This window comes from Couchioplanes caeruleus (assembly GCF_023499255.1).
Lineage (GTDB): Bacteria > Actinomycetota > Actinomycetes > Mycobacteriales > Micromonosporaceae > Actinoplanes > Actinoplanes caeruleus_A.
Map to the genome: position 1 here is coordinate 43,695 of NZ_CP092183.1, position 24,887 is coordinate 68,581.

Consider the following 24,887-nt stretch of genomic DNA (forward strand, 5'->3'; position numbering starts at 1 on the left):
CGAACACGCGCCCCGGACGGTACGCGACCAGGTGATCACCGCAAGCGACGACACCCCATCTCACGGTGATAGGTGTCAATTGAAGTCTTGTCCTGAGGCAGCGAGAACTTTAACGTTCGGTCACCACTTCGATGTATTCCCCCGCATCGATGACATCGGAAGGAGCCCGGCGTGCGCATCCGCATCGCTGTCGTCTCTCTGGCCACCGCCCTGACCGGCGTGCTGGCCGTACCCGCCGCCGCCCAGGCCGCCGACGACGGACCCCAGCAGATCATCGGCGGGAACACCGTCTCCTCGGCCCCCTGGGTCGCGGCCGTCTTCAGCAACGGCAGCTTCACCTGCTCCGGCACCATCATCTCGGCCGACTACGTCCTCACCGCCCGGCACTGCATCAGCGGCACGATGTCGGTGCGCGTGGGCAGCGTGAGCCGCTCGTCCGGTGGCGTGACGCGTACCGTCTCCTCCACGACGACCCGCAACGACCTCGCGCTGATGCGCCTCAGCAGCTCGGTCTCCACCTCTTACATGCCGCTGGCCAGCTCGAACCCGCCGGTCAACTCGACCAACTCGATCTACGGCTGGGGTCAGACCTGCTACAGCGGTTGCGGTGCCTCCGCGACGCTCAAGACCGCCACCGTCCGGGTGACCAGCACGAACGTCACCGACGCGTACGGCGGCCAGGCCATCCGCAGCACCGCGATCAGCGGCAACGCCTGGCGCGGCGACTCCGGCGGCCCCGAGGTCTACAACGGCGCGCAGGTCGGCGTCGCGTCGACCGCCGACGGCCAGAGCATCCAGAACTACGGCAGCGTCGCGTACAACCGCAGCTGGATCACGCAGGTGGCGGGCGTCTAGAAAATCAAGATCTTCATGTCGTAGCCCGGTGGGTGGTGCTGACCGCAACTCCCGTCGAGGCCGGGGCCGGGGCCCAGCATTCGCTGGCCCTGGCCCCTTCATTCTGCGTGCGTGGCTACAGGATCGGCGCGGGTGCGTAAGCCGCCGCCTCCGGGTGCGCGGCGACGATCTCCGCCACCCGCGTGGCCACGGCCTCGACCTGAGCGGGCGCCGCCCCGACGAATGCGGCCCGATCGGCGACCAGCGCGTCGATCTCGGCGCGCGACAGCTGCAGCCGCCCGTCCGCGGCGAGCCGGTCGAACAGGTCGTTCTCGGCGATGCCCTTCTCGCGCATGGCGAGCGCCACCCCGACCGCGTGCTCCTTGATGACCTCGTGCGCCACCTCGCGCCCGACACCCTTGCGCACGGCCGCGACGAGAATCTTCGTGGTGGCGAGGAACGGCAGGAACCGGTCCAGCTCCCGGGCGATGACCGCCGGGTACGCCCCGAACTCGTCGAGCACGGTGAGGAACGTCTGGAACAGCCCGTCGGTGGCGAAGAACGCGTCCGGCAGGGCCACCCGGCGGACGACAGAGCAGGAGACGTCGCCCTCGTTCCACTGGTCGCCGGCCAGCTCACCGACCATCGACAGGTAACCGCGGACGATCACCGCGAGCCCGTTGACCCGTTCCGACGAGCGGGTGTTCATCTTGTGCGGCATCGCCGACGAGCCGACCTGGCCCGGCTTGAAGCCCTCGGTCACCAGCTCCTGGCCGACCATCAGCCGGATCGTGGTGGCCAGCGACGACGGGCCAGCGACGACCTGCGCCAGCGCCGACACGACGTCGAAGTCCAGCGAGCGCGGGTACACCTGCCCCACGCTGGTGAGCACGCGCTTGAAGCCGAGGTGCTGCGCGACCTTGCGCTCCAGCTCGGCGAGCTTGCCGGCGTCGCCGTCGAGCAGATCCAGCTGGTCGGCGGCCGTACCCACCGGGCCCTTCACGCCGCGCAGCGGGTAACGGGCGATCAGGTCGTCGAGGCGCTCGTACGCGATCAGCAGCTCCTCGGCCGCGCTGGCGAACCGCTTGCCGAGGGTGGTGGCCTGCGCGGCGACGTTGTGCGACCGCCCGGTCATGACGAGGTCGCTGTGCTCGGCCGCCCGCTCGGTCAGCCGGGCCAGCGTGGCGACGACTTGGCCCCGGATCAGCTCGAGCGACGCGCGGATCTGCAGCTGCTCGACGTTCTCGGTGAGGTCCCGCGAGGTCATGCCCTTGTGGATGTGCTCGTGCCCGGCAAGCGCACTGAACTCCTCGATGCGCGCCTTCACGTCGTGCCGGGTGACCCGCTCGCGCTCGGCGATGCTCGCCAGATCAACGTCGTCGACGACCCGCTCGTACGCCTCCACGACCCCGTCCGGAACCGCGATCCCCAGATCCCGCTGCGCGCGCAGCACGGCGAGCCACAGCCGCCGCTCCATCCGGATCTTCTCCTCCGGCGACCACAGGGCGACGAGGTCGGCGGAGGCATAGCGGCTGGCGAGGACGTTCGGGATGCTCACGCGGCCAATTCTTCCATGAGCATCGCTGCCGGCTCCGAGGCGCTCGGCCGGGTGATGCCGCAGGCGGGGTACGTCACAGCCGCCCGGCATGGCGACCCTCCCCGCCACGACGAACCGGCGACACCCGCGGCAGCCTGCCTGCGGTGGCGCCTGATTCGTCTTCGCTGCGCCGCCGACGGTGAGACGGGGCTCACTTCCGAACCCTCGTACGGCGGTTGAGAGACTGCAGGGCGACGCGGTAATCGCTAGGGTTACTCGTGAGTAGGTCTGGCGCTCATCCCGAAAGGTCCACGATGACTGAATTCAGCCCCGAGTCGCTCGCCTCGATCGGTCCGAAGGAGTTCGCCCAGCTGGTGAAGTCCACCCCGGACTCGAAGATCACCGAGGTCATGGGCTCCGACAGCCGCAGCAAGATCCTGGACGAGGTCTTCGGCCGGATGCCCACGCTCTTCCGCGCGGACCGGGCCGGTGCCACCCAGGCGGTCATCCACTGGAACATCACGGGCGGACCGGGCGGCACCACGGACACGTACGAGACGGTGATCGAGGACGGTGCCTGCACGGTGACCAACCAGCCGGTCCGCGAGCCCAAGCTCGCCATGACGATGGACCCGCTCACCTTCCTCAAGGTGGTCTCCGGCGACGGCAACCCGATGATGATGTTCATGACCGGCAAGATCAAGGCGAAGGGCGACCTCGGCCTGGCGGCCCAGGTGGCCAAGCTCTTCGACATCCCGAAGAGCTGACCCACCGCAAGGCCTTCCGGCACGAGTGACCCCCGGACGCCGGCTCGGTCCGCCCCGCGGGAACGCGAGGCCCGAGCCGGTGTCCGGCGCGTTCAGCACCCACCCGAAGCCCGCGACCGGTCCGGTCGCACACCGAAGCCCCGCAGCTCAGCGCGAGCCCCGCAAGCTCAGCGCGCTCCGCATTTCGAGCCCGCATCCCGGCGCGCTCGGAGCTGGAGTCCGCGTTCGGCGCGCTCAGAGCTTGATGCGGCCCTCGACGGCGGCGAGTGCGATGTCCGTGCGGTGGTGCGAGCCCTCCAGCTTCACTCCCGCCACCAGGTCGTACGCCGCCGCGCGGGCAGCGGCCAGGTCGGCGCCGGTCGCGGTCACGCTCAGCACCCGACCGCCCGAGGACACCAGGGCGCCGTCCGCGCGCCGGGCCGTGCCTGCGTGGATCACTCCGGGCAGCTCGCCGCCCTCGATGACGTCGCCGGTCCGGGGCGTACCCGGGTAGTTGTGGCCGGCCACGACGACCGTGACCGCCGCGCCCTCGTGCCAGCGCAGGGGCGGGAAGTCGGCCAGCGTGCCGGTGGCGGCGGCGTTGAGCAGTTCGCCCAGCGGCGAAGCCAGCAGTGCCAGCACGACCTGGGTCTCCGGGTCGCCGAAGCGGGCGTTGAACTCGATGACCTTCGGGCCGCCACCGGTGAGCGCGAGCCCCACGTACAGCAGGCCGGCGAATGGGGTGCCGCGCTTGCGCATCTCGGCCAGCGTCGGCTCGACCGTCTCGGTCATCACCCGCTCGACCAGGTCGGCGGGCGCCCAGGGCAGCGGCGCATACGCCCCCATGCCGCCCGTGTTGGGGCCCTCGTCCCCGTCGGCGACACGCTTGAAGTCCTGCGCCGGCATGAGCGGGACCGCGGCCGTGCCGTCGGTGACCACGAAGAGCGAGACCTCGGGCCCGTCGAGGAACTCCTCGATCACCACGCGGCCGCAATCCTCGGCGTGCTGCGTCGCGGCCGGGAGCGAGTCGGTCACCACGACACCCTTGCCGGCGGCGAGCCCGTCGTTCTTCACCACGTAGGGCGGACCGAACTCCGTGAGCGCAGCGGCCACCTCGTCGGGTGTCGCGCAGGTGTGAGCGCGGCCGGTGGGCACACCCGCCGCCGCCATCACCTCCTTGGCGAACGCCTTCGAGCCTTCCAGCTGCGCGGCGGCGGCGCCCGGGCCGAAGCAGGCGATGCCCTTGCCACGCACGGCGTCCGCGACGCCCGCGACCAGTGGCGCCTCCGGGCCGACCACGACCAGGTCGGCCTCGACCTCGACGGCCAGCGCGGCGACGGCCGCGGGGTCCGTGGCCTTCACGTCACGCAGCGTCGCCAGCGAGGCGATGCCGGGGTTGCCGGGAGCCGCGATGAGCTCCTCCACCGCGGGGTCGGCGGCAAGGCCGACGGCGAGGGCGTGCTCACGCCCACCGGATCCGATCAGAAGTACGCGCACGCCGCAGATCCTACGGGCCGCCGTGGATCGAGCTGACGGTCGTCCACAGGTCCACTTTGCACGCGGCGCGACCCCGGGATGACGCCCTGTGGATAACCTGCACAGCCTGTGGATAACCGGTCCGACCTGTGGACAACCCGGCCGCGGCCTGGGACGGCGTCGCGTAAACTTCGGCAGTACCCGGGCCTCTCCGCGTACGACGTGTTTCAACGGAAGGCGTCATCAAGTGCCGGTGATCGTGTTGGTCGGCGCCCAGTGGGGCGACGAGGGCAAGGGCAAGGCGACGGACCTGCTGGGCGACCGGCTGGACTACGTGGTCAAGTTCAACGGCGGCAACAACGCCGGCCACACCGTGGTGATCAAGGGCGAGAAGTACGCCCTGCACCTGCTGCCCAGCGGCATCCTGACCCCCGGCGTGACCCCGGTGATCGGCAACGGCGTGGTGGTCGACCTGGCCGTGCTGTTCGAGGAGCTCGACGCCCTCCAGGCGCGCGGCATCGACACCTCCCGCCTGCGGATCAGCGCCAACGCGCACGTCATCGCCTCGTACAACCGGTCGCTGGACAAGGTGAGCGAGCGGTTCCTCGGGGCGCGGCGCATCGGCACGACCGGCCGCGGCATCGGCCCGACGTATGCGGACAAGATGAACCGCCTCGGCGTCCGCATCCAGGACCTGTTCGACGAGTCGATCCTCCGGCAGAAGGTCGAGGCGGCGCTGTCCTTCAAGAACCAGGTGCTGTCGAAGATCTACAACCGCAGCGCGATCAAGCCCGATGAGGTGATCGCGGAGCTGCTTTCGTACACGGAACGGTTGCGGCCGATGGTGAGCGACACCGCGCTGGAGCTGTCGCAGGCGATCGACGACGGCAAGGTCGTGCTCTGCGAGGCCGGCCAGGCGACGCTGCTCGACGTCGACCACGGCACCTACCCGTTCGTGACCAGCTCCAACGCCACGGCCGGCGGCGCCTGCACCGGCTCTGGCATCCCGCCCACCCGCGTCGATCGGGTGGTCGCGGTCCTGAAGGCGTTCACCAGCCGCGTCGGCGAGGGCCCGTTCCCCACCGAGCTGCACGACCAGACCGGCGACTACCTGCGCGAGGTCGGCCACGAGTACGGCACCACCACGGGCCGCCCGCGCCGCATCGGCTGGCTCGACCTGGTGATGGGCCGGTACGCGCAGCGCATCAACGGGGTCACCGACTTCGTGCTGACCAAATTGGACAATTACGACGGACTGGACGAGATCGAGGTCTGCGTCGCGTACGAGGTGAACGGCGTACGGCACGACGAGATGCCGGTCAGCCAGTCGGACTTCCACCACGCCGTGCCGATCTACGAGACGCTCCCCGGCTGGAAGAAGGACATCAGCGGCGCCCGCCACTTCGACGAGCTGCCGGAGAACGCGCAGCGCTTCGTCGAGTTCGTGGAGAGCCGCATCGGCGCCCGCATCTCGGTCGTCGGCGTCGGCCCGGGCCGCGAAGAGGTCATCGAGCGCCACCCCATCCTCAGCGAGGCCCGGCGATGACGGACGAGGGCTGATCGGTGTACGACGTGATTCTGCTCAGCCTCGCGGAAGGCTCCACCGGCGGCGGCGCGTGCGGTTCGGCGTGCGGCGGGTGCGGTTCGGCCGAGAAGGAAACCTGTGAGACGCCGCGTGTTCCGGTGCTCAAGTGCGCCGAGGCGCTGACGCAGGCGGGCGCGCGGGTCGAGACCGTCGTGGCCTCGTCCGACGCCGAGATCGACGCCGTCATCGCCCGGTTCGATGCTGAGGCCCGTACCGATGGATTGGCCTGGCCCGACGCGGACAGCAAGCTGCGCCTGATCGTCGCGACCGCGACCGACGGGCAGTTGCGGGCCGTCATGCGACGGCTGGTCCGGCGGTACGCGCCGCCGCCGAGCAAGCGGCCGGCCGACCTGGCGGACAACCGTACGGTCCCGGACCTGCCGCCGGTGGCGATCCTGCCGCTGGATCCCGGCAACACCGGGGACCTGGCCGCCCAGCTCGGGCTGCCCCGCGATCCGGCGGAGGTGGCCGCGGCCGTCCTGGCCGGCAAGGTGCGCCGCCTCGACCTGCTGCGCAACGACGGCGGATCGGTCACTGTGGACGGTGCGCTCGTCGGCGGGGTGGACGAGGCCGGACGCGCCGTGCCGTGGCGCGGACGGGTCGAGGTCGACGACGCGGTGCTGTCCGACGGTTCGGAGGGGATCATCGCCTGCGCGATCGGCAACGGCGGTGCCTACGCAGAGTTCGACGGGCTGCGGCTGCTCGCCGACGGCGATCCGACCGACGGCCGGGTCGAGGTCGCGGTGGCGGTCCCGGTCGTGGTCAAGCAGCGTTTCAGGAAGCCTCGCGTACGCGTGGAAGTGCGCCGTGCCCGCGGCCGAGCGGTGTCGGTGCTCCCCCGCGACGGCGAACTGCAGTTCCTCGACGACGGCGTGGGCGGATCGATGAACCGCAAACGTTCATGGTGGACCGAGCCCGGCGCCTGGGCGGTGTACGCAGCATGAGCGTCTGTGCGAGGCTGAAGTAGCACGCAGGTACGAGACCGTTTTACGGGGAGGTCGCATCCGTGGAGGACGAGAACGCCGACCGCGTCTACGTCCCGGGCACGAACGGCTCACCACCCGACCGGGACGTCGAACCGTTCTGGCCGCCGGAGGAGCTGAGCGCTCCGGTGCACGGTGGCAGGCCGGTGCCGCACGAGGCGTCGCCGGCATTCCCGCTCCCGTCACCCCCGGCGCCACCGCACCAGGGTGATGCCGCGGTCTACCGGCCGGTGGACCGCGCGCCCACTCCGCCGGACCACCCGGCACCGGCGAACCCGGGGCCGACACCCGCCCCGGCGCCGCGCCTGCCGGTGCAGCCTCCCGGCCCGGACGCCACGGGCCGGCCCTGGTCACAGACTGCATCGGTGCCCGGCCCGAGCGACGCCGGCCACTTCTCCGCATCGGCGTCCGTTTCGTCCGGCGCCGCCACACCCGGCCCGGCGCCGGCCGCCGATTCCCCGTCGAGCGCCGCAGGCCCGTCGAGTGCTGGTGCGGCATCGGCCGTGGCCGGTCCGGATCCCAGCTTGTTCCGAGGCGCGGTGGCTCAGCCGGGCCCGAACCTGTCCGCCTGGTCGGCGGGAGCCCGATCCGCGGAGGCCACGGTCCGGTCCGGTGACGCGGCCGACCAGAACGCCGTCCGGACCGGGCAGGACTCCGGCCCGGACAAGCAGGGCACGGTAAGCGGCACGCCGGCCGGACCACCCGCAGCTCAGAGCGGAACGCCCGCAGCTCAGGCCGGGAGGCCCGCAGCTCAGATCGGCACGCAGGCCGGGACGTCGGCAGCTCAGATCGGCACGCAGGCCGGGACGTCGGCCGCGCAGGCCGGGAGGGCTGGGGATGCCGCTCAGCCGCAGGCGTCGACGGATTCTCCGTGGGCACAGCCGCCGGCCCGGCCGACCCCGGCCGCGACGGACAAACCGGAGAAGGCCGACCAGCAGCCCACGCCATCCGGACAACTTCCCCAGCGCACGCGCACCAGTGGCAGCGCGAGCGTGCCGGCCCGGCAGAGCGCCAACGAACCCGAGCCCGACACCTCCGGGGCCGTGTACCGGCCGGGACCGGTCAACCCGGACACACCCCGCACGCAGGCGCCGAACCAGCCCGTCCCGCCGCAGTCCGGCCCCGCCATGCCACCACAGTCCGGCCCGGGACCGCACGTCGCACCGCCGGCGCAGCCAGGCCCGGGACCGCACGTCGCACCGCCGCAGCCGTCCGGCCCAGGACCGCACGTCGCACCGCCGGGCCCGGGACCGCACGTCGCACCGCCGCAGCCGCCCGGCCCGGGACCGCACGTCGCACCGCCGGCGCAGCCAGGCCCAGGGCCGCACGTCGCACCGCCGACGCAGCAGTCCGGTCCGGGCCCGCAGGTTGCCCCGCAGCAGCCCGGCCCCGGTCCCCAGGCCGTCCCGGCGCAGCCCGGTCCAGGGCCGCGTGCCATGTCGCCGCAGCCGGGACCCGGCCTGCACGCCGCGCCACCCCAGCCGGGACCCCAGCCGGGACCTCAGCATGGCGGTCAGCCCGGCGCCTACCCCGGCCCGCTGCCCCCGCAACCGATCCCTCCCACCCAGGGCCAGCCCCCGCAACACCCCGGCCCGCAACACCCCGGCCCGCAGCAGCCGAACCCGTACCAGCCCGGACCTCCGGCGCCCTGGACGGGCAACGGCCAGCCGCCGCGGCCCGTGGCAGGGCCGTACCCGCCGGCCGTCGTGCCGCCGCACGGCGCTGAGCAGCCGCCCGGGCCGAATCCGCCGCCGGTCGACCCGTACCAGCAATTGCCGTGGGTGTCCGACGGGACGCCGACCGCCGAGGAGTTCGCGCGGCGGCGGCTGGCGAAGCCGGCCGAGCCGGTGGCGACCATGGGTGCCCGGGCGCTGGTGCAGAAGGGCACGATGGGCCTGGTCCGGCTGGCGCCGGGCAAGCGGGAGCAGGAGTACAAGCAGGACGTCGAGATGGTCCGGCGCAACTTCGGCGGGCTGCGGCAGGTGACCGTGGTCAACCCGAAGGGCGGCGCCGGCAAGACGGTGGCCGTGCTCCTCCTCGCCATGACGTTCGGGCAGAAGCGCGGCGGGTACGTGCTGGCCTGGGACAACAACGAGACCCAGGGCACGCTGGGCATGCGGGCGCAGCAGGACTTCCATGCGCGTACGGTCCGCGACATGATGCGGGACCTGCACCTGTTCCGCGGGTCGCACGGGCGGGTCGGTGATCTGTCCCAGTACGTGCGGGCGCAGGGCGAGGGCATGTTCGACGTGCTCGCCTCCGACGAGTCCGCGACCGCCGGTGAGATGCTCACGGCCAGCGCGTTCGCCGAGATCCGGGAGATCGTCAGCCGGTTCTATAAGTTGATCTTCGTCGACACCGGGAACAATGTACGGGCGCAGAACTGGCAGGCGGCGATGGACGCCACCGACCAGCTGGTGATCACCATGTCGGCCCGAAACGACTCGGCGGAGACCGCGGCGCGCATGCTCGACCACCTGGAGCAGAGCGGCCGGCAGCGGCTCGTCCGGCAGGCGGTGAGCGTCGTGACGATGCCGCCGACCCGCAAGGACATCGACCTGCCGGCGATCCAGCGGCACTTCGCGGCGCGGACCCGGGCGGTGCTGCTGGCGCCGTACGAGAAGCTCATCGACTCGGGTGAGCCGCTGCGCTACGGGCAGCTCTCCAGCGGCACGCGCGACTCCTGGTTGAAGATCGCGGCCGCGGTCGCGGAGGGGTTGTAGAAGGGTCAGGCCCGGCCTGACCCTTCCACGGGGTCGGTCAGGAGAGGGCGTCGGCCGCGGCCGGGTCGCTGTCGCGCAGGAATTGGGCGCAGCGAGCCGCCTCGTCGGCCTCGCCGATCTCCGCTGCCGCCAGCGACAGGCTGTGCAGGCAGCGCAGGAAGCCCTGGTTGGGTTCGTGCGACCAGGGCACCGGGCCGTGCCCCTTCCAGCCGCTGCGGCGCAGCGCGTCGAGGCCGCGGTGGTAGCCGGTGCGGGCGTACGCGTAGGCGGTGACGGCCTGCTTCTCGGCCAGCGCGAGCTCGGCGAGGGCCGCCCATCCGCCGCTGTACGCCGGGAACCGCGCCGCCACCTCCTTGTACGCGTCGGCGGTGCCGGTGGTCGCCGCTTCGGCCAGCGCTCGGTCGGCTGCCTCGTCGGCGGGCAGGCGCGTCGCCGGAGGCTCGGGGAGGAGATTCTGCATGACCACATTCAACCCGGAGCCGCCGAGATCATTCCTGGCGGATCCCGATCAGTGCCGTACGCCGCCCCGAAGACCGCAGCGGCCGGCGATCAGTCCCAGGCGTCGCCCAGGGCGCGCAGCCGGTCGGCGTACTCGATGCGCCCGCTCCACTCCTCGGGCCACGCGGCCATGCCGAGCGCCGCGCCCGCGAATGCCCCGGCCAGACAGGCGATCGAGTCGGAGTCGCCGGACGAGGCCGCCCCGCGCCCGAGCACCGCCACCGGGTCGTCCGGCGAGATCAGGTAGCAGTACAGGGCCGTGGCCAGCGCTTCCTCGGCGATCCAGCCCTCGCCGGTGGCCAGGCACGGGTCCCCGCCCAGATCGCCGCGGCGCAGGGCCGTCTCCACCCGGGCCAGCGCGGCGTCCGTTTCTGCCCAGCCGACCGCGATGAACGCCGCCGGGCTCTCCGCGCCCGAGCGTCGCCACAGGTCACCGAGCCACTCTTCGCGGTAGCCCTGCCCCACGCAGCGCGCCCGGAGAGCCGGGAGAAGACCTTGAGGATCAAGACCGTCGGCGAGCCACCGTACGGCCAGAGTGGTCAGCTCGCTCGCCGCGAGCCCGGTCGGGTGCCCGTGGGTGAGCCCGGCCTGCAGCTGCGAGGCGCCGGCACGCTGGTCCTCGGTCAGCCCCGGCGCCAGGCCCAGCGGGGTGACCCGCATGTTCGCCCCGCACCCCTTCGAGTGGATCTGCGACGCGTCCTGCCACCGCTTGCCGTCGGCCAGCTCCGCGCACGCGCGCAGACACGTCATGCCGGGCGCACGATTGTTGTCCGGGCTGGCGGCCCAGTCGAGGAAGGCCTTCCGCAGCACCGGTTCGTAGCCGTCCGGGGTGAGCTCCGGCGCCGCGACCAGGGCTTCGCCGACCGCCAGCATCATCTGCGTGTCGTCGGTGACCAGCGCCGGGTCGCCCTCGAGCTCCCGCGGACCGCCGGGGCCGTGGCGGGCGACGATCGTCGCGTAGTCCTGGAACTCGGTGGGTTTGCCGAGCGAGTCCCCGTACGCGAGGCCGAACAACGATCCCGACGCGTTTCGCACGGTGGCTACCCTACGGTGATGTTCGGAGACCGTGCACACCCGTTCGACGCCACCGAGTTCGAGGTCGAGTCGCGCGCCGAGTTCGACGTCCACCTCGCCAAGCGGTCGCTCGCGGGCCTGATCGTGCTGGGGCTGCGGCTCGACACCGATCCGCCGGACTTCACCGGCATCGACGTCTCCGGGACGTTCTTCGTCGGGTGCCAGTTCGCCGGCGCCGAGGTCGAGGTGGACCTGATCCGCCGCGGGGCCCACCTGATCCCGCCGTTCGACGAGCGGCCGTACCCGACGCATCCGGCGCTGCTCTACACCGCCGAGGATCTGGCGGCCGGGTTCGCCGAGGGCGGCTTCGCCGGCATGTTCGACACCCGGATCTACCAGCACTTCCTCGACCACGGTGGGGCGACGCCGGACCTGCGCGAGGCGATCGCGCAGCGGCTGCACGACGCGGGCATCGACAACGCGCTGGGCAAGGCGCTGACGGCGTGGCTGGCGGCGAACGGCAGCCACGGCGCGGTGGGGATCATGGGCGGGCACGCCGAGCCGCGGGGCTCTGAGGCGTACCGGATGGCCGCAACGCTGGCGCACCGCCTGGCCGCGGCCGGGCGACTGATCGTGACCGGCGGCGGCCCGGGCGTGATGGAGGCGGCGAACCTCGGCGCGTACTTCGCGACCCGGCCCGAGGCGGAGCTCGCCGAGGCGATCGACATGCTCGCGCCGGCGCCGGTGTTCCTCGATCACGACCCGTACACGGCGGCGGCGCTGGCCGTGCGGGAGCGTTTCCCGGCGCCGGTCGCCGGTGCGAACGACGTGGTGGGCCGGCTCACGCACGGCGGCCTGGCCCTGCCGACCTGGCTGTACGGGCACGAGCCGGCGAACCTCTTCGCGGGTCAGATCGGCAAGTACTTCTCCAACGCGGTCCGCGAGGACTCGATTTTGCGGCTGTCCCGAGGCGGCATCGTGTTCGCACCGGGTTGGGCGGGCACGGTGCAGGAGGTGTTCCAGGCGGCCACGAAGACCTTCTACCGTACGGACGGCCCGTCGGGCGCCTTCGTGTTCCTCGGGGTGGCGCACTGGGCGGAGCTGCCGGTGGAGGCCCTGCTGCGGCCGCTGCTGGCGAAGTCCCCGCACGGCGACCAGTCGGACCTGCTGGTGGTCACCGACTCGCTGGACGAGGCGATGGCCGCGCTGAGCGCCCCGGTCGGCTGACAGCGCCGGCACCGGTCCCGCACACTGCGGTCATGGCGATGATCCTGTTCCTGGTGTTCCTGCTGGTGGTGGTCGCGGTGGCCGCGGCCGGCGCGCGCCGGAGCGGTGACCGGTCCCGGCGGGTGCACGGTGGCGGCTGGGGCGGCGGGACCGTGGGCGATGCCGCCTACGACGCGGGGCCGGCCGGCTACGGGCACCACGGCCACCACCACGGCCACGACGGCGGCGGGTGGGGCGGCGACGGCGGTTCGTGGGGCGGCGACAGCGGGGGTGGCGACGGCGGCGGTGGTGGCGGCGACTGAGCCGCTCAGGCGACGTGGACGCGGCGCCAGCTGGTGACCGGGAGCTCCATCTCCGGCACGTCGGTCAGGCCGTTCTCGTCCATCGCGTTGTAGATCGCCAGGCGGGCGCCGTCGAAGAGGAACTCGACCGCGTGCAGGAAGCCCGAGTGCCACTTCGCCGGCGTCGTACGCTCGATGATGTTGACCTCGCGCAGGATCCGGCCGCGGGCGTTGCGCAGCGCCGCGTGCGGATCGGCGCGCCAGTCCAGCTGGATGCCGGTCGCGTACCAGTCGATGGGCGCGGTCATGTCCACCTGGTCCCAGGTGATGGCGCACTCGTCGAACTTGCGGTGGGTGATCTCGACGTTGGTCCCGCCGAAGCCCAGGATCACCGGCCCGTCGGCGAACCAGCCGCGCTCGGACATGTCCCACATGAGCCAGCCGTGCAGCAGCTTGGTGCCGATGAGCCGGGTGAACCGTGCTCTGTGGACGGCGGCGAGCGCGACGGCGTCGTGGTGCCATTCCGGGTCGTAACCCTCGATGCCGAGCAAGATCACCGCCTCCGTGAACAGCAGACGACGATGGTACCCACGGCCGAGCGGGACCCTGCAACACGAGAGCGGCCGGCCCCCACGAATGGGGACCGGCCGCCGACGTGCTTACTTGGAGAGCGAGGTGCCGGTCGAGCGCAGGTGCTCGCACGCCTCGACGACGCGCTTCGCCAGGCCGTTCTCGGCCAGCTTGCCCCAGGCGCGCGGGTCGTACGCCTTCTTGTTGCCGACCTCGCCGTCGATCTTCAGCACGCCGTCGTAGTTCTTCAGCATGTGGTCGACGACCGGGCGGGTGAACGCGTACTGGGTGTCGGTGTCGATGTTCATCTTCACCACGCCGTAGTCCAGGGCGCCGTGGATCTCCGAGAGCAGCGAGCCGGAGCCGCCGTGGAAGACCAGGTCGAACGGCTTCTCCTTGCCGTACTTGGCGCCGACCGCCTCCTGGATCTCCTTGAGGATCTCCGGGCGCAGCTTGACGTTGCCCGGCTTGTAGACGCCGTGCACGTTGCCGAAGGTCAGGGCCGTCATGTAGCGGCCCCTCTCGCCCAGGCCCAGGGCGGCGGCGGTGGCCAGGCCGTCCTCGACGGTCGAGTACAGCTTGTCGTCGATCGCGGCGGAGACGCCGTCCTCCTCGCCGCCGACCACGCCGACCTCGATCTCGAGGATGATGTGCGCGGCCGCGGCCTGGGCCAGCAGCTCCTCGGCGATCTGCAGGTTCTCGTCGACCGGCACGGCCGAGCCGTCCCACATGTGCGACTGGAACAGCGGGGCCTTGCCGTTGGCGACGCGCTCCTTGCTGATGGCCAGCAGCGGGCGGACGTACCCGTCGAGCTTGTTCTTGGGGCAGTGGTCGGTGTGCAGCGCGATGTTGACCGGGTAGTTCTTGGCGACCTCGGTCGCGAACTCGGCGAGCGCCACCGCACCGGTGATCATGTTCTTCACGGTCGGGCCGGACACGTACTCGGCGCCGCCGGTGGAGATCTGGATGATGCCGTCGCTGCCCGCCTCCGCGAAGCCCTGCAGGGCCGCGTTCAGGGTCTGCGAGGACGTGACGTTGATCGCGGGGTACGCGAACGCGCCGGCCTTGGCGCGGTCGAGCATCTCGGCGTAGACCTCTGGGGAAGCGATGGGCATCGGTGCGCTCCTTGATTCTCTGGCATGAAGAGGGCAGGACCGCGCTGTCCTCCATCAGGCAGTATTCCGCAGCCGCGGGCGCCGGTGGTAATCACCCCGGTTTACGTACCGTCACGGCGGGGGACGGGGCACCATTGATGCTGCCCCTGACGGTGGAAGGGAGTTCGTCATGACGTACCCCGGGAACGACATCGACCTGGAGACCCCCGAGGTGGATGCGGCCGAGCAGGCCAGGGACGCGGCGCCGGCCTGGCTGGACGAGGACACCGAGGAGGCCGAGGCGCCGGAGGCGATCGAGGTCTCCGAGTGGGACCGGCAGGAACAGAGCCGCGTCGTCGAGATGGAGGACGACTACCGGTAATTTGCGTCGCGGCGGTGTGCGCGTCGCTGCGATCATCGGTCGGTGCTGCTCACTCTGACGACCACCCACCGGCCGGCGACCGACCTCGGTTACCTGCTGGTCAAGCACCCGGCGAAGGTGCACGCCTTCGACGTGCCGACGGGTACGGCGTACGTGCTCTTCCCCGAGGCGGCCGACGAGCGGTGCACGGCGGCGCTGCTGCTGGACGTGGATCCGCAGCGGCTGGCCGCCGGCCGGGGTGGTCGCCGGCAGCAGGCGGCGCCCGAGTCGTTCGCGCTCGGGCAGTACGTCAACGACCGCCCGTACGCGGCTTCCAGCCTGCTGGCCGGCGCGCTCGCCAAGGTCTTCCGCAGCGCGCTCCGCGGTGAGTCGAGGGACCGCCCGGAGCTGGCCGGCGCGGCGATCCCGCTGGAGATCCGCGTGCCGGTACTGCGCTGCAAGGGCGACGCCGCGGCGCTGTTCGAGCCGCTGGGCTGGCACGTGACGGTCACGCCGATCCCGCTGGACAAGGTGCCCGAGGGCCATCCGCTGGCCGGGGACAGCCCGTACGCGGATCTCACGCTGACCGGGACCCTGCGCCTGGCCGACGCGCTCAACCACCTGTACGTGCTCCTGCCCGTCCTCGACGACGCCAAGCACTACTGGGTCGCGCCGGACGAGATCGACAAGCTGCTGCGCGCGGGCGAGGGCTGGCTGGCCGCCCATCCGGAGAAGGTGCTGATCACCCGTCGCTATCTGGCGCACCGCCGGTCACTGGCCGCGAGCGCGCTGGAGCTGCTGGACCGGGACGACCCCGACACCGTGGACGCGCCCGCCGACACGGCCGCCGACGAGGACGCCGAGCTGCCCGCCGTACGCCGGCAGTCGCTCGCCGAGCAGCGCCGCGACGCGGTGCTGGCCGCGCTGGCCGGATCCGGTGCGACCCGGGTGCTCGACCTCGGCTGCGGCGGCGGTGCGTTGCTGAGCGCGTTGATCAAGGACAAGCGCTACACCGCGATCGTCGGTACGGACGTCTCCGCGCGCGCCCTGGACCTGGCCCACAAGCGCCTGCGCCTGGATCAGCTCCCGGAACGCCAGCGCGATCGGGTGACGCTGTGGCAGTCGGCCCTCACGTATCGCGACGACCGGCTGAAGGGGTACGACGCCGCCGTGCTGATGGAGGTGATCGAGCACCTGGACCCCCCGCGGCTGCCCGCGCTCGAGGCCTCGGTCTTCGGGCACGCCCACCCGGCGACGGTCATCGCGACCACGCCGAACGCCGAGTACAACGTGCTGTACGAGGGCCTGGCCGGCATGCGGCACAGCGACCACCGCTTCGAGTGGACACGCGCCGAGTTCGCCGAGTGGGCGCAGAAGACCGCGGCGGCGCACGGGTACGACGTGGCGCTCTCCGGCGTGGGCGAGCCCGACGAGACCCACGGAACCCCCACCCAGATGGCCGTCTTCACCAGGAAGGACCCGGCATGACGGACCGCACCGAACGTTTCCTGCCGGCGGCCGGCCACGACCTGGACCGTGAGGGCAGGGAGGGCATGCCCATCAAGCACAGCGTGACCGAGATCGACATCCCGGAGCTGGCCCTCGTCGCGCTCGTCGGCGTCTCGGGATCCGGCAAGTCCACCTTCGCGCGCACCCACTTCGCGCCCACGCAGGTGCTCTCCTCCGACTACTTCCGCGGCCTGGTCGCCGACGACGAGAACGACCAGTCGGCATCCTCGGACGCCTTCGACGTGCTGCACTACGTGGCCGCCAAGCGGCTCAGGGCCGGCCGGCTCACGGTCGTCGACGCCACCAACCTACAGCCGCACGCGCGCGCCGGGCTGGTCAAGGTCGCCCGGGAGCACGACGTGCTGCCGGTCGCGGTGGTCCTGGACGTGCCGGAGGCGCTGGCCTGGGAGCGTACGCAGGCCCGCGAGGACCGTACGTTCGGCCGCCAGGTCCTGACCCGGATGCAGCGCGACCTGCGCCGCTCGCTGGGGCAGCTGACCCGTGAGGGCTTCCGCAAGGTGCACGTCCTGCGCGGCGTGGACGAGATCGCCGCCGCGACGATCCGCTACGAGAAGCTGTTCAACGACAAGCGGGAGCTCACCGGGCCGTTCGACATCATCGGCGACGTGCACGGCTGCCACGCGGAGCTGGTCGCCCTGCTGATGAAGCTCGGGTACGCCGTGACCCGCGACAACGCCGTGCACCCGGAGGGACGTACGGCGGTCTTCGTCGGCGACCTGGTCGACCGCGGCCCGGACTCCCCCGGCGTCCTGCGCCTGGTCATGGGCATGGTCGCCGCCGGTACGGCGCTCTGCGTGCCGGGCAACCACGAGCAGAAGCTCGCACGCAAGCTGAACGGCCGCAACGTCCAGCTCACCCACGGGCTGCCGGAGACGCTGGCGCAGCTCGACGCCGAGCCGCCGGAGTTCGTGGCCGACGTGCGCGCCTTCATCGAGGGCCTGGTCAGCCACTACGTGCTCGACGGCGGCCGGCTCGTGGTCGCGCACGCGGGGCTCAAGGAGGCGTACCACGGGCGGGCCTCGGGCCGGGTGCGCTCGTTCGCGCTCTACGGCGAGACCACGGGCGAGACCGACGAGTACGGCCTCCCGGTCCGCTACCCCTGGGCGCGCGACTACCGGGGTACGGCCGCAGTCGTGTACGGCCACACCCCCACGCCGGAGCCGGAGTGGATCAACAACACGATCTGCCTCGACACCGGGTGCGTGTTCGGCGGCAAGCTGACCGCGCTGCGCTGGCCGTCGCGCGAGCTCGTCTCCGTCCCGGCGGCGCGGGAGTACTACGCCCCCGCCCGCCCGCTCGTGGCGGTCTCCACCAGGCCCGACGAGGGCCTGGACCTCGCGGACGTGACCGGCCGGCGGCACCTCGACTACGGGTACGGCCGGACGACGGTAGCCGCGGAGAACGCCGCCGCGGCGCTGGAGGTGATGAGCCGCTTCGCGCTGGCCCCGGAGACGCTGGTGTGGCTGCCGCCGACCATGGCGCCGTGCTCGACGGCCACGGTCGAGGGTTACCTCGAGCACCCCTCCACGGCGTTCGCTGACCTGCGGGCGGCCGGCGTCGGCACGGTCGTGTGCGAGGAGAAGCACATGGGCTCCCGTGCGGTCGTCCGCGTCTCACGGGACGGCGCCGGGGATGCCGTCTGGACGCGTACGGGCCGGCCGTTCTTCGACGCCGCCCGTAACACCGCGCTGCTGGACAAGGTGCGGGCGGCCGCCGTACGGGCCGGCGTGCTCGACGACGGGTGGCTGCTGCTCGACACCGAGCTGCTGCCCTGGTCGGCCAAGGCGGGCGGGCTGATCCGCGAGCGGTACGCGGGCGTCGGCGCCGCCGGGCGAGCCGCGCTGCCGGCTGCGCTGTCGGTGCTGGACGATGTCGCCGCGCGGGGGCTCGACGTGGCCGAGCTGCGGGAGCGGATCGAGCTGCGGTCGGCCGAGATCGACGCGTACTCGGCGGCCTACCGGGCGTACGTCCGGCCGGTCGACGGGCTCACCGGCGTGACGCTGGCGCCGTTCGCCGTGCTCGCCGCGCCGGGCGTGAGCTTCAAGGACAAGGACCACGGCTGGCACCTCGACATCGCGGACCGGCTCGTCGCGGCCGATCCGGAGCTGTTCACGCGTACGCGGCGGATCGTCGTGACCCTCGGCGACGCCGCCTCCGAGCGGGATGCGACCGACTGGTGGCTCGACCTCACCGCCTCGGGGGGCGAGGGCATGGTCGTCAAGCCGTACGCCGGCCTCGGCGCGACCGACGCCAAGGGGCGACTGGTGCAGCCGGGCGTCAAGTGCCGGGGACGGGAGTACCTCCGGATCATCTACGGCCCGGAGTACACCCGTCCCGAGCAGCTGGATCGGCTCCGGCAGCGGCAGCTGGGGCGCAAGCGTGGCCTTGCCCTCCGTGAGCACGGCCTGGGCCTGGCAGCGCTGGACCGGCTGGCCGAGGGCGCGCCGCTGTGGCGCATCCACGAGCTGGTGTTCGCCATCCTCGCGGCCGAATCGGAGCCGGTCGATCCGCGCCTGTAATACACAGCATTCATACAGGCACCCCCCGAGCGTGGGCCGGTACCCTTCCATGTCGTGACCTACCGTGCGCTGACCGAACAGCTCGCCCTGAACCCGATGGACCCGAAGGATCTGCTGCACACCTTCGGGCTCATCGGCGTCTGGGTGATTCTCTTCGCGGAGACCGGCCTGCTGGTCGGCTTCTTCTTCCCCGGAGACTCCCTGCTGTTCCTGGCCGGCGTCGCCGCGTCCCCGGTCGCCGACTCGATCTTCGGCGACGGCACCCGCATCTCGATCACGGGTCTGCTGATCGGGGCGCCGCTCTGCGCGATCATCGGCGCCCAGCTGGGTCACCTCCTCGGCGCCAAGTACGGCCGGCGCATGTTCGAACGCCCGGACAGCAAGCTGTTCAAGCGCGAGTACGTCGAGAAGGCCGAGTACTACTTCGAGAAGTTCGGTCCGGCGAAGGCGGTGGTTCTCGCCCGCTTCATCCCGATCGTCCGGACGTTCCTCAACCCGGTGGCCGGCACGCTCGGCATGCCCGCCCGCAAGTTCCTCATCTGGAACATCGTCGGCGCGATCCTGTGGTGCGACGGCGTGATCCTGGTCGGCTACCTGCTGGCCCGGAAGATCTACGAGACCATCGGCGACAAGATCGACCACTACATCCTGCCGGTCGTCGCCCTCATCGTGCTGATCTCGGTGCTGCCGATCCTCATCGAGATCCTCCGCGAGCGGCGGGCCAAGAAGCGGGGCATCACGCCCGGCAAGGGCTCCGGCGCGCCGATGGAGGACCCGGGACCGGCCACGGCGATCGGCGTGGTCGCGGCCGCGACGGTGGCGGGCATCGCCGAGGAGTTCGCCGACCGCGACGACGAGGACGACCACCGCCACCACCGGCCGCGTCACTCGGCCTGACGATCCCCCGCCCGGCCCGCCGGGTTTCTCCCCCAGCTTGACGATCCCGCCGCCCGGCCCGGGCGGCGCTGCGGCCGCCCCATCGGCCCTGCGCTCAAGCCCGACGACCCTGCGCTCAGACCCGGCGGCCCTGCGCCCAGGCCAGGCCAGGCGACGCGGCGTCCGTCACACGGAGACCGGCGCAGGGCCGGCCAGGCGGTCCAGGAACTGCTCCGGCACCTCGCGCAGATTGTCGAGGCGGCCCAGCGTCAGCGCCCGATAGGTGAGCTGCGCGGCCTCCTCGAGGTTCCGCGCGCGTTTGTGCGCCAGCTCGACGCTGTCGGCGAGCACGACGCAGCCGTGCTGGCTGAGCACCAGGCAGTTCGTACCGTCCGCCGCCATGGCCGCGGTCAGCGCCGCGACCTCCGTGCTGCCGGGCATCCGGAACGGCACGGTCGAGACCCGGCGCAGGTAGTACGCGTGGTCCGTGGTGATGATGCGGATGTGCTCGCCCAGGGCGTCGAGCAGCAGCGCGGTCTGCGGGTGCAGGTGGACGATCGCCTTCACGTCCGGCCTGGTCCGGTAGATCGCCAGGTGCAGCGCGATCTCACTGGTCGGCTCGACCCGCGGCGCGGGCAACCCCCCGCCGCCCAGCGACGCCGGCGCGCCGTCGAAGATCCGGATCGCCGCGAAGGAGTTGCGGCTCAGCCGCTCCAGCCAGGCGCCGCTCGCCGTGACCCAGCACGCGTCCTCGTCCGGGATGCGGGCGGAGAGGTTCCCGCCCGAGCCGCAGACCAGGCCGGCCTGGACCACGTCGTAACCCACGTGCGCGAGCTGGTCGCGCAGATCACCGGACACGTAGTTCAAGAGTCGCTCCTCGGGTCCCGGGGGTGGATCCTGATGGAGGTGTCCCGCCTGGCGTCACGTCAGCTTCGGTGACGCCAGGCACCTTCCCGCCGAAGCGGGCGTCCCGTCACCCGCGCTCATCCGCGCGGGCCCTGCCGTTCACCCGCTTCGCACGGGTCTCACGTCGCACCGCGCCTGTCGCGCGGGTCCTGCTTCACCGACCGGTTGGGGCGGGCCTGCCCGTGGCCCGCCCGGTCTCCAGCGGGCTTCTTGTGCACCCGGCCCGAGGACCGAAACGGTGCTGCGGCTCCCGGACGGGCCGGGTGCCGTTCCTCCTGACCTACGCCTGTCTCAGCGCGCCTTCTTGGTCGCGCGCTTGCGCGGCGGGGTGAGCAGGTCCGCGATCGTCGCGATCGCCGTCGGGACCAGGCGGTAGTACGCCCACACGCCCCGCTTCTCCCGCTCCAGCAGCCCAGCCTCCGTGAGGATCCGCAGGTGGTGGCTCACCGTCGGTTGCGACAGCCCGAGCGGCGCGGTGAGGTCGCAGACACACGCCTCGCCGTCCGTCGCGGACTGGATCAGGCTGAGCAGCCGGAGCCGGGCCGGGTCCGCGAGTGCCTTCAGCACCCCGGCCAGCCGCTCGGCGTCGGCACGTTCAATAGGCTCGCCGGCCAGCGGCGAGATCTGAGGCATTGTCATTTCCGCCAACGCAGTTCCCACGATCTCCATCCTTCCACCAACTGCATCGATTCTCCTGCATGTGCGCAGGAACGAACCGGCTGACTTTCAGGCCGTAAGGCCGAAGTCGATCGAACGGTAGGCCGATCGGTACGTCTGTCCGGCACCCCGCACGGCAGCGTCCGCACCCCGATCGACCATTCCCACCACACCGACTTCGGTCTCTGCCTCCTGCAACGCCTCAGCCGCCGTCTGGTCGCTGTCCAACGCGGTCGAGCTCCTCGATCCCCGCCCCCGGAGTGAGCCGTCCCACATTTCCATGTCGCGATCAGTACGACGACCGCCCGGCACCCGCCCGGTCGCCGGAACCGCCGTGTCCTGCACCGTCACACGGCGTAGGGCGACGTCACAGTCAGCTTCACGACCCGATGAAAGCACGGCACAACGCTGCGCGACGGGCAATTCAGTGATGAATTTACGCAGGTCGTCGTGGGCTTCCATGACATCGAGAGTACTGGCTGGACGAAAACCGGAACCTTCTGCCCTGGCGGGGCGGAAAGGAACTATTGACCCTCGCCTAAACGTGAGCGCAACAGGAAATATTGTTAACTGAAGCACACCTCGCAGCCCCTTTCGGGGACACATAGACGCAGCTCAAACCACTTCTCCCGTGCGCGGGCACCGGGCTGCGACTCATGGACGGTCATCAAACGCGTACGCACTGACACCGATGTCATCGCGACACGTCTGGCCGTCTTCCGGAAAAGCCGATCCGGAAAGCGAAGGCAGGCAGACCCTCGGCCACCAACGCTACCCGTTCGGGTGACGTACGACCATCGATGTCCCGTCCCCCGTCAGCTGGACGGACGGGCAGAGAAACCCTCGTCCGTGTCACGCTCCGGAGACCCGTCCGGGTGACGGCCCGCGGATGTCCGGTGGGCGCCGGGCTCCGCAGGGCCGGGCTGGTCGACGAGCGAAGCGCTGACGACTCCGTCCTCGGTGACGGCCTGCGGCTCGGCCTCCTGGGCCGGGACGGGCTTCCACGCTGCTGGCGGCTGCATCGCTTCCTGGACCGGCGGCGCGGACTCTGGGCTCTGCCCGACCGCCGGCATGTTCTGCCCGACCGTCGGCGCGGAGGCCGGCGACGGTGCGGCCGGCGAGGGTGCGGCCGGGGCGACCGGACGGGGCGGCGCCCACGGGCTCGGCTCCTCCGGGTGCGCCGGCGCCGGCGCCGGGTAAGCCGGTGAGGGCGCCATCGGTGCCGACGGGTAGGGCGCGCCGTACACGGGCTGGGGTGGGCCGTAGTAGCCCGGCTGGGCGTACCCGGCGGGCGGGAGCTGGGAGTTCACGGCGAAGGGGTCCGGCGGCGCAGGCTTCGACGGCCGGCCGAAGAACTCCCGCGGCGCCGCGAGCAGCAGCGCCCCGACCAGCACGTACCCGGCGATCTGGGCGATGGCGAGGCCGATGTTGAGCGGGATCCACGACGCCGGGTACGCGTCGGTCAGCGCCGCGCCCAGCGAGCCCGGTACGGAGTCCCCGCTGCGCTGTATCCCGACCGTCGTGGCCGAGGCGCAGCCGGCCAGCAGGCCGAGCGCGCACACCACCAGCGTGGCGATGCGGAAGCCGTTGCTGCCGCGGCGCAGACCGAGGGCGAGCACCACGTACAGGGCGAAGAGGAGCACGGCCAGCACGGCGGCCAGGGCTGCGCCCATCCACACCACGGTCACGTAGCCGTCGACGTCGTCACCGGCGCCGGCCGCGGACCGGAAGCGGTCCACCGTGCCGGGGGCCGTCGCCAGCGTGGCCACCGCGTACGCGAGACCGGCCACGGCCATCACGATCAGCAGCACCGACGCGAGCGCCACCGAGGTGGGACGGCGTGGCGCGGCGGCCGGTGGGGGCGCGGCGGCGAGCGGCGGCTGAACTGCGTACGACATGACCGTCTCCCGGGTGATCCGTTGCGGACGAACCTACCTGGACGCGCGACGCGCCGCCGGGGTTACCCGGCGGCGCGTGACGGGACCGATGTCAGGCGGGGTCGGTCGGCGGCCGGCCCGGCTGCTCCGGCGGCGAGGACGGCGAGGGCGGCGTGTCCGTGCCCGAGGTCGGCGGCGTCTCGGAAGACGGAGGAGACGACGGCTGGGCGGGTGCACTCCACGGATCGGTCGCCGGGACGCTGCCGGTGTGCGGGTCACCACCCGGAGGGGTCGCTCCCGGAGGCGTGGCACCCGCAGGCGTCGCGCCCGGCGAGGCCGGCCCGGCGGGAGCGGTCCCCGGATAGGTCGGGAAGGACCCCGGCGCCGGGTACTGCGGATACCCGGGCTGACCCCCGTAGCCGGGCTGGGCGGGATAACCGGGCTGAGCGGGATAACCGGGCTGGCCCGGGTACGCCGGGTACGGCATCGACGGGTCCCAGGTCTGCTGCGGCTTGCGGAAGTACGCGTTCGCGGCCGGCAGCATCAGCAGGATGATCGCGGCGAGGACGGCGAGGACCAGCAGGATGCTCAGCGTCGTCGTCACCGGCTTGTACCAGGACGGCAGCGCGTCGTTGAGCCGCTGCTCGACCTCCCGCGCGCTGGGCCCGGTGGTGCTGCCCGTGTCGAAGTTCATGCCGCTGGTCGCCGCGTTGCCGATCAGGCCGAAGCCGAAGCAGCAGAGCGAGATGCCGCCGATCACCCAGGTGGTGATCCGGGAGCCCTGCCGGCCCCGGTTGTTGAAGATTGCGAGGACCGCGAGGCCGGCCGCCAGCAGGAAGTCGATGCCGATGCCGACGGCGCTGGCCCCGACGATGACGCTCTCCATGCCGCTGTTGGAGGTGCCGGCGTACAGGTCGGTGTAGACGTCGGAGATCGTCGAGATCGTCGTCAGTGCCATCACCGCGTTGAGCACGATGAGGGCGGCGCTGAGATAGAGCAGGTACGACGAGACGGTGACGACCGTGGGGCGTGAACGCGGTGCCGGTGCTCCGGGGTACATCGGCGCTCCCTCCTAGATCCACTCACGGTATCGGGTGGCTGCCAGAAGCGCGGACCGGCGGACACCGGCCCCGACACTGTGGCAACATCGCCCGACGTAGGACGAAATCGGATGAAATTGGTCGCTCGTTCAGGGGGCGACAGACGTTGAGCCCGGCCCATACACTTCCATCTCGTGGCGCGCCGCAGGCATCGGAGTCCGACGGCGCCGCCCTGTGCCCATCCGAGTCGCCGCCCCCGCCCACCCATGGCCGGGGCCCGGGCAGACCGGATCCGGGCGCCATCCCGATTGCGCAGGCCGCGTGACCACGCCGCGGCTGCCCCAGACCAGTTAAGGACCGGTGAGTCCCATGCCGCATGCAGACACCCTGACCGTCGTTCACCATGACGACTCGAGAACCAGTTACGAGGACGTCCGGTATCAGCTCCACCGCGACGGGATCAGGATCTGGTCCGACGAGGGCGAGCACGCCCTGACGGACATCCTCATGACCCACGCCTACCGGCAGCGGGAGGCGAAGGCAAGCTGAGCGC

General features: G+C 71.8%; 23 protein-coding genes. 12 read left to right on the forward strand and 11 right to left on the reverse strand.

The genetic code is table 11. From position 1 onward, the window contains the following. Positions 1-171 precede the first annotated feature (171 nt). On the forward strand, positions 172-855 hold the full coding sequence (locus tag COUCH_RS00235; RefSeq protein WP_249610106.1) for a S1 family peptidase: 684 nt from the start codon (positions 172-174) through the stop codon (positions 853-855). Positions 856-970: 115 nt separating this feature from the next. Here COUCH_RS00235 and purB read toward each other — a convergent pair whose 3' ends face one another. Continuing rightward, positions 971-2,392, reverse strand: a complete 1,422-nt coding sequence (purB, locus tag COUCH_RS00240; protein ID WP_249610107.1) for an adenylosuccinate lyase — start codon at positions 2,390-2,392, stop codon at positions 971-973. A gap of 293 nt (positions 2,393-2,685) precedes the next feature. Between purB and COUCH_RS00245 the strand changes: the two genes are divergently transcribed. After that, entirely contained in the window at positions 2,686-3,138 is a 453-nt protein-coding gene (locus COUCH_RS00245; protein ID WP_249610108.1) for an SCP2 sterol-binding domain-containing protein, read from the forward strand. Between the two features lie 234 nt (positions 3,139-3,372). Here the strand turns inward: COUCH_RS00245 and purD are convergent, their stop codons facing one another. Continuing rightward, a complete protein-coding gene (purD, locus tag COUCH_RS00250; RefSeq protein WP_249610109.1) occupies positions 3,373-4,614 on the reverse strand; it encodes a phosphoribosylamine--glycine ligase in 1,242 nt (413 codons plus the stop codon). Between the two features lie 226 nt (positions 4,615-4,840). Here purD and COUCH_RS00255 point away from each other — a divergent pair, with 226 nt between their 5' ends. The 3 genes from COUCH_RS00255 (at position 4,841) to COUCH_RS00265 (ending at position 9,884) form a co-directional block, all read left to right on the forward strand. Then, positions 4,841-6,139 (forward strand): adenylosuccinate synthase, encoded by a 1,299-nt coding sequence (locus COUCH_RS00255; protein ID WP_249610110.1) that lies wholly within the window; start codon positions 4,841-4,843, stop codon positions 6,137-6,139. Between the two features lie 17 nt (positions 6,140-6,156). Continuing rightward, on the forward strand, positions 6,157-7,122 hold the full coding sequence (locus COUCH_RS00260) for a diacylglycerol kinase family protein (protein WP_249610111.1): 966 nt from the start codon (positions 6,157-6,159) through the stop codon (positions 7,120-7,122). 1,166 nt (positions 7,123-8,288) lie between these two features. Further along, complete coding sequence (locus tag COUCH_RS00265) at positions 8,289-9,884, forward strand: chromosome partitioning protein (RefSeq protein ID WP_249613501.1); 1,596 nt, start codon at positions 8,289-8,291, stop codon at positions 9,882-9,884. Between the two features lie 37 nt (positions 9,885-9,921). Here the strand turns inward: COUCH_RS00265 and COUCH_RS00270 are convergent, their stop codons facing one another. After that, entirely contained in the window at positions 9,922-10,344 is a 423-nt protein-coding gene (locus COUCH_RS00270; RefSeq protein WP_249610112.1) for a DUF3151 domain-containing protein, read from the reverse strand. A gap of 89 nt (positions 10,345-10,433) precedes the next feature. Continuing rightward, positions 10,434-11,417 carry an ADP-ribosylglycohydrolase family protein gene (locus tag COUCH_RS00275; protein ID WP_249610113.1) on the reverse strand — a complete coding sequence of 328 codons (984 nt, stop codon included), beginning with the start codon at positions 11,415-11,417 and terminating at the stop codon, positions 10,434-10,436. An 18-nt stretch (positions 11,418-11,435) separates the two neighbouring features. On the opposite strand from COUCH_RS00275, the gene COUCH_RS00280 reads away from it, so the two are divergent. Together COUCH_RS00280 and COUCH_RS00285 are read left to right on the forward strand one after the other, a co-directional pair. Further along, positions 11,436-12,623, forward strand: a complete 1,188-nt coding sequence (locus COUCH_RS00280) for an LOG family protein (RefSeq protein ID WP_249610114.1) — start codon at positions 11,436-11,438, stop codon at positions 12,621-12,623. Between the two features lie 32 nt (positions 12,624-12,655). Further along, positions 12,656-12,925 (forward strand): hypothetical protein, encoded by a 270-nt coding sequence (locus COUCH_RS00285; protein ID WP_249610115.1) that lies wholly within the window; start codon positions 12,656-12,658, stop codon positions 12,923-12,925. 5 nt (positions 12,926-12,930) lie between these two features. Here the strand turns inward: COUCH_RS00285 and COUCH_RS00290 are convergent, their stop codons facing one another. After that, positions 12,931-13,461, reverse strand: coding sequence for a hypothetical protein (locus tag COUCH_RS00290; protein ID WP_249610116.1), 531 nt, complete (start codon positions 13,459-13,461; stop codon positions 12,931-12,933). Positions 13,462-13,563: 102 nt separating this feature from the next. Then, positions 13,564-14,589 carry a class II fructose-bisphosphate aldolase gene (fbaA, locus tag COUCH_RS00295; protein WP_249610117.1) on the reverse strand — a complete coding sequence of 342 codons (1,026 nt, stop codon included), beginning with the start codon at positions 14,587-14,589 and terminating at the stop codon, positions 13,564-13,566. Positions 14,590-14,758: 169 nt separating this feature from the next. On the opposite strand from fbaA, the gene COUCH_RS00300 reads away from it, so the two are divergent. The 4 genes from COUCH_RS00300 (at position 14,759) to COUCH_RS00315 (ending at position 19,875) form a co-directional block, all read left to right on the forward strand. Then, complete coding sequence (locus COUCH_RS00300; protein ID WP_249610118.1) at positions 14,759-14,950, forward strand: hypothetical protein; 192 nt, start codon at positions 14,759-14,761, stop codon at positions 14,948-14,950. Positions 14,951-14,992: 42 nt separating this feature from the next. Next, a complete protein-coding gene (locus tag COUCH_RS00305) occupies positions 14,993-16,417 on the forward strand; it encodes a 3' terminal RNA ribose 2'-O-methyltransferase Hen1 (RefSeq protein ID WP_249610119.1) in 1,425 nt (474 codons plus the stop codon). A 65-nt stretch (positions 16,418-16,482) separates the two neighbouring features. Beyond that, on the forward strand, positions 16,483-18,978 hold the full coding sequence (locus COUCH_RS00310; RefSeq protein WP_249613502.1) for a polynucleotide kinase-phosphatase: 2,496 nt from the start codon (positions 16,483-16,485) through the stop codon (positions 18,976-18,978). A 54-nt stretch (positions 18,979-19,032) separates the two neighbouring features. Next, positions 19,033-19,875, forward strand: coding sequence for a DedA family protein (locus COUCH_RS00315; protein WP_249610120.1), 843 nt, complete (start codon positions 19,033-19,035; stop codon positions 19,873-19,875). 165 nt (positions 19,876-20,040) lie between these two features. On the opposite strand, the gene COUCH_RS00320 is transcribed toward COUCH_RS00315, so the two are convergent. The 5 genes from COUCH_RS00320 to COUCH_RS38765 all read right to left on the reverse strand — a co-directional run bounded on the left by COUCH_RS00320 (position 20,041) and on the right by COUCH_RS38765 (position 24,354). Then, the gene (locus COUCH_RS00320; RefSeq protein ID WP_249613503.1) at positions 20,041-20,712 is read right to left on the reverse strand and encodes a class II aldolase/adducin family protein; all 672 of its coding nucleotides are present in this window, start codon (positions 20,710-20,712) and stop codon (positions 20,041-20,043) included. A gap of 339 nt (positions 20,713-21,051) precedes the next feature. Next, positions 21,052-21,429 (reverse strand): ArsR/SmtB family transcription factor, encoded by a 378-nt coding sequence (locus COUCH_RS00325; RefSeq protein WP_014440216.1) that lies wholly within the window; start codon positions 21,427-21,429, stop codon positions 21,052-21,054. Between the two features lie 57 nt (positions 21,430-21,486). Further along, positions 21,487-21,879 (reverse strand): hypothetical protein, encoded by a 393-nt coding sequence (locus COUCH_RS00330; protein WP_249610121.1) that lies wholly within the window; start codon positions 21,877-21,879, stop codon positions 21,487-21,489. A 353-nt stretch (positions 21,880-22,232) separates the two neighbouring features. Then, positions 22,233-23,315: a hypothetical protein gene (locus COUCH_RS00335; RefSeq protein ID WP_249610122.1), complete on the reverse strand. Its 1,083-nt coding sequence runs from the start codon at positions 23,313-23,315 to the stop codon at positions 22,233-22,235. Positions 23,316-23,406: 91 nt separating this feature from the next. Beyond that, complete coding sequence (locus COUCH_RS38765) at positions 23,407-24,354, reverse strand: hypothetical protein (RefSeq protein ID WP_275980053.1); 948 nt, start codon at positions 24,352-24,354, stop codon at positions 23,407-23,409. Between the two features lie 349 nt (positions 24,355-24,703). On the opposite strand from COUCH_RS38765, the gene COUCH_RS00345 reads away from it, so the two are divergent. Beyond that, the gene (locus COUCH_RS00345; protein ID WP_249610123.1) at positions 24,704-24,883 is read left to right on the forward strand and encodes a hypothetical protein; all 180 of its coding nucleotides are present in this window, start codon (positions 24,704-24,706) and stop codon (positions 24,881-24,883) included. Positions 24,884-24,887: the final 4 nt, after the last annotated feature.